Origin of the sequence: Geofilum rubicundum JCM 15548 (assembly GCF_000974365.1) — a bacterium.
GTDB classification, from domain to species: domain Bacteria; phylum Bacteroidota; class Bacteroidia; order Bacteroidales; family Marinilabiliaceae; genus Geofilum; species Geofilum rubicundum.
Genome location: NZ_BAZW01000109.1, coordinates 1 through 4,551, shown reverse-complemented (window position 1 = coordinate 4,551; position 4,551 = coordinate 1). Strand labels below are relative to the sequence as shown.

The following is a 4,551-nucleotide window of genomic DNA, read 5'->3' as shown; positions in this document are numbered from 1 at the left end:
TCAGTGGTAATTATGTTGATTATAGGTATATTTATGATGCCGAAGGACGAAAATTAAGAAAGGAGTATGTTGATCTTACGGCTGAAAGTGGCGAGTATGACGAGACTCGATATTACAACAATGGAATTGAGTCGTATTGGACTTATAGCCAGATTGATCGATTGGTTGACCTGATACATCATGATGAGGGTGTTGTTAAAGTGACTTATGGTAACGGTTTTACACCAATCTATTCTTATGAATACTTTTTAAAGGATCATTTAGGTAATACCCGAGTTGCTTTTAAACGAGGGTCAGGAGAAACGGCCATAGCTTTACAGCGTTCCGATTATTATTCATTTGGTTTGCGTACTATGCCCTATAACCCGGAGAGTGATAATAAGTATCTTTACAACGGTAAAGAATTACAGGATGAAACAGGTTGGTACGATTACGGGGCCAGGATGTATGACCCGGCGTTGGGACGTTTCCATACTGTTGATCCACTGGCTTTCAAATATTCTGCTTTATCACCCTATTGCTATGTGGGGAATCGGCCGACTGTTGCAATAGACCCTGATGGCAGAGAGATTGTTATCGTTGGTCCTAATAAGGCACAAACTTATAATGATTTAGCAATAATTTATGCAACTCCAATGGGGAGACAAATGATTGAAGCTCTGCATAATTCAAGCAATGTTTATAAAATTGGAGGCGGTGGATGGTTTCCTACCTCTTCATCATATAGTCCATTTTGGAATAGAGCGACTTATTATCAAGGTGATGCGGAGGTTAGGGGTAATAAATACCGTTCTTTCGAGATGCTTGGACATGAATTGTATCATGCATACCAGGATGAGACGGGTAATATTAAAGGACGTTCAAAATTTAGTGTTGAAAAAGAAGCTGTGAAGTTCGAAAATTACCTCAGAAAGATTTATAGTGATGGTGCTGGTTCACAAAGGCTAAAATATGGAGGTGAGGAGTTGTTTGGTATTCTTGAGCCAACATCCTTTAATACAGGAGGCGAGAAAAGAGATGCAAATACAGCAAAATCTTATGTGCAGGTAAATGGTGGCTTAGGCGAGGCAAAGCAAGAAGGTAATGAAGATGAGGGGACAGCTAAGCAAGACAATACTAGAGTAGTGCTTAATGCGAATACTTTTCAGAGAATCTTTGAGTATATGGAAAATAATAATTTACAAAGAGTTACAATTGATTTTTAATAGGAAATAGGATGATAAGCAAACAGAAATTACCCATCAGTATTTTAATGATGGCAGTCGGTATTGTTATTTTTCTATGGATATTGATTCGCTTCTTTAATCAAGGTTATTTTGGGGGAGAACCGAGAGTGTTTTACAATTTCCCTTTTGAGATGAAGGACTGGTTTGGAACTATGGTCTATTCTTTTTTATTTGCTTTATCGGGTTATTACCTTTTAAAGAAGGAATTAAACACCTTAATAGTATGTCAGTTTGTGGTTGTAGGGGTGATTATAGACCGTATATGGTATATTGCAGAAAGAGTTAACAATGTTGATGTAGGACAGTCGTTTATCCCAATGCTATTAGCATTGTTTGCTATGTTTTATTTAATATCAAGCCGAAATGGCTATAAAGAGTACTTAAAAAAGATAATTTTATTTATCTCATTTAATGCAGTGATTTTGAGTATAGGGAAATTTATATTGCCAAATATGTAGATAAAAAAGCCCGGCAAGTCCGGGTTTTTTATTTTCCAGTGTTAAAGTTGTGTGCCACTCCCAATTGCATAGTAAGTTGCTTTACATTTACTTTTTTAGAATTATACTTTTTATCGGAAGTGTCATAAACCAAAAATTGAACTTTGTCGTTCGGTCTAAGGTAATTAAAAACATCTCTGGTTAAAGCTCCTATCGAAAAATCATGTTTGAATTGCTGGCCGGGTTCCAATTTAACTGGAAATGCCCCGTTTACATTAGGAGTTGAGAACTGGTTATCTCCATTTATTTTTTTTGAAGTTTTAATGTTTATGTTTCTGATGTGTTTTGGTACACTTCCAGTATTTGTTACAATCACAGTAAAAAGAGGGTCTCCGGCAGACATGTCTTGATAAATGCCGTAAGTTTGTATTAATTGTTGGTTTATGGAGTGTTTTACTTTTAATTTACCGACATTACGCTCAATCCTTTTATAAATTGGCTTAAAAATAAATGTAATAAGGAAAGAAAGAGTCGCTAATGTTGCGCCGTAAGCACCTATTTTGACAGCAACGTTTTCATGAGTAAATATACTAATATAAAAATCCCAAGCTTCTTTCATGCTATAGAGTTGCAATATTTTTATTAAAGAAGTCTTTAAACTTGGCTTTTGTAAGCATGGTATTAATAATCTTCATTACCGTTTGCTTGTCTTCTTCCTCGAGCTGTTGTATAAGCTTAAATTGCTCCATCTCCGTTTTATTCTCCAAAGAAACCTCTTTAGGCATGTCGTCTTCAAAGTTTAAGACCTGGTCAACCGTTAAATCAAAAAGTGTGGCCAGTTGTTGAAGTTCTTTAACTGATGGTTCACGATTACCGTTCTCCAATTTATTATAGTTGGTAGTTCCTATATTAAGTTCTGCAGCTACTTGCTTTTGCAGCATGCCTTTTTGTTCCCGAATCTTTTTGATGGTCTTTCCCAAACTCATGATACTGAAAATTTAGTTCTATGGCAAAAGTAGCGATAAAGTGAATTTGACGCAATTAATTGCGATTTAGATTAAAATGTTATTGCGATATAGTGAATTAATTTTTAGTTTTGTGGTTGAAAAAATCGCAATAAAAATTTTAACTATGGAAATCAAGGACATAAAGGCACGCTTGGATATTGGTACGGTACTAAAACACTACGGTTTACAGCCCGACCGAAACAACATGCTAAAATGCCCCTTCCACGCCGATGATAAGCCAAGCTTGAAGATTTACTCAACCACCAATACTTTTAATTGCTTTGGCTGCGGCAAAAGCGGCGACCAGATAGAATTTTGCACCTTAAAAGAAGGAAGCAAACACAAAGGATTAGTAAAGGCAACGGAGCTAATCGGAGAGATACAACCAATAAACAACAAGCCCAAGCAACAAAAGAGCCAGGCAAAAGAGAACCCTGTCCTGAGCGTAGTCGAAGGGCACACCGAAATACTAACCAGGGTTTTTGAAAGCTTCCGCAATGGCCTAAGCCACCCTGTCAGCGTGAAACCTAAAGAATACCTGAAAGGCCGTAATCTAAAGCATGAACTTTTAGAAATTGGTTACAACTCCGGCCAGTTCCATCACCGGGGCAAATTAAGCGAAGCCGACCAGAAAGCCTGTATCAATGCCGGTCTGTTAATCCCTTACAGTAGTCCGGTTCCCAATGCCACCGGCAATACCTTCAAAGTTTTTGCAAAGGACTGCATAATCTTCCCACTAAAGAATAAGCAAAACCAAATCGTTAGTATTTATGGGCGAAGCATCACCAACAACAACCAATCGAAACACTACTATTTAAAAGACCGCAGCGGACTTTATCCAGGCTATCCGAGACCGGCAACCACCAAGCTGATTTTAACCGAGGCCATCATAGATGCAGCTACACTTTTACAGATGCCGGAAATTACAGCAGAATGCAGCATTTTAGCTTGCTACGGAACAAACGGACTTACAGAAGAACATAAACAAGCCATAAAAGAGCTGGAGTACCTACAAGAAATCATCTTCTTTTTTGATGGCGACAAAGCAGGAAATGAAGCCATCGAAAAGTATCAGACAGAACTGAGCGAATTAATGCTCCCGCGAAAAGCGGGACAGGCACAAATAAAACTGAGTTCCATTGAAACGCCCGAAGGCGAAGACGTAAATAGCTTGTCATTGGCTTACGAAACTGAAATCTTTACTCACCTGTTCGAGCATCGAAAACCTTCCCGACCTTCGGTACGGGATGAATCATTTCTTTTAACTGAAAAAACTGAAATTAAGGAAAGAGAACCACAGCCACAACCATTACCGGAAATGCAGACAAGACAGACATTACCACAACAGGGAAAACTAAATACCCGAAATCCCGACTTTATAACCTACACCACCGAAGAACTGCAAATCATTATCCTTGGCGGCATCAACCTGCAGCAAATCGACCGCCTTAGAATCACCGTGAAAATCAGCAGAACCGATACAAACGACCCATTGCACAGCATCCGCCACATCATCGACCTTTACCACTCCGATTATTTAGAGAAGTTCATAGGTAAAGCCAGTGAGCAATTAGAAACCGGTACCAATGTTTTAAAGCGAGCCATTGCAGAGCTAACCGAACAAATAGAATGCTATAGGCTGAGCAAAATAGAAAGCCAAAAGGAGCAGAAACCACAAGCACGGCAGCTAAGCGAACAGCGATACCGCAAAGCACTAAACTACCTGAAAGCCCCCAAGCTGATGGAACGTACAAACAACGACATCGGCAGAACTGGAATGATAGGGGAAGAAAACAACCGGCTTTTAATGTACCTGGTGTTTACATCCAGATTAAGGGAACAACCCTTGCACATAATCAGCCTTGGTGCTTCCGGAACCGG

General features: G+C 39.0%; 5 protein-coding genes. 3 read left to right on the top strand and 2 right to left on the bottom strand.

The genetic code is table 11. The features are described from left to right. Together JCM15548_RS19955 and JCM15548_RS19950 are read left to right on the top strand one after the other, a co-directional pair. A partial coding sequence (locus JCM15548_RS19955) for an RHS repeat-associated core domain-containing protein (RefSeq protein ID WP_305047660.1) occupies positions 1-1,205 on the top strand: 1,205 nt, incomplete at its 5' end. 11 nt (positions 1,206-1,216) lie between these two features. After that, complete coding sequence (locus JCM15548_RS19950; protein ID WP_062128921.1) at positions 1,217-1,684, top strand: hypothetical protein; 468 nt, start codon at positions 1,217-1,219, stop codon at positions 1,682-1,684. A gap of 28 nt (positions 1,685-1,712) precedes the next feature. On the opposite strand, the gene JCM15548_RS19945 is transcribed toward JCM15548_RS19950, so the two are convergent. Both JCM15548_RS19945 and JCM15548_RS19940 read right to left on the bottom strand, forming a co-directional pair. Then, complete coding sequence (locus JCM15548_RS19945) at positions 1,713-2,282, bottom strand: hypothetical protein (RefSeq protein ID WP_062128919.1); 570 nt, start codon at positions 2,280-2,282, stop codon at positions 1,713-1,715. A gap of 1 nt (position 2,283) precedes the next feature. After that, positions 2,284-2,649, bottom strand: a complete 366-nt coding sequence (locus tag JCM15548_RS19940) for a helix-turn-helix domain-containing protein (RefSeq protein ID WP_062128917.1) — start codon at positions 2,647-2,649, stop codon at positions 2,284-2,286. 145 nt (positions 2,650-2,794) lie between these two features. On the opposite strand from JCM15548_RS19940, the gene JCM15548_RS21345 reads away from it, so the two are divergent. Next, the coding region (locus tag JCM15548_RS21345) for a CHC2 zinc finger domain-containing protein (RefSeq protein ID WP_173427677.1) at positions 2,795-4,551 on the top strand (1,757 nt) is incomplete at its 3' end.

What these genes read in the sequence shown, in the direction of transcription:
- JCM15548_RS19950 (WP_062128921.1), top strand. Translation starts at nt 1,217, where the DNA reads ATGATAAGCAAACAGAAATTACCCATCAGTATTTTAATGATGGCAGTC.
- JCM15548_RS19945 (WP_062128919.1), bottom strand. Translation starts at nt 2,282, where the DNA reads ATGAAAGAAGCTTGGGATTTTTATATTAGTATATTTACTCATGAAAAC.
- JCM15548_RS19940 (WP_062128917.1), bottom strand. Translation starts at nt 2,649, where the DNA reads ATGAGTTTGGGAAAGACCATCAAAAAGATTCGGGAACAAAAAGGCATG.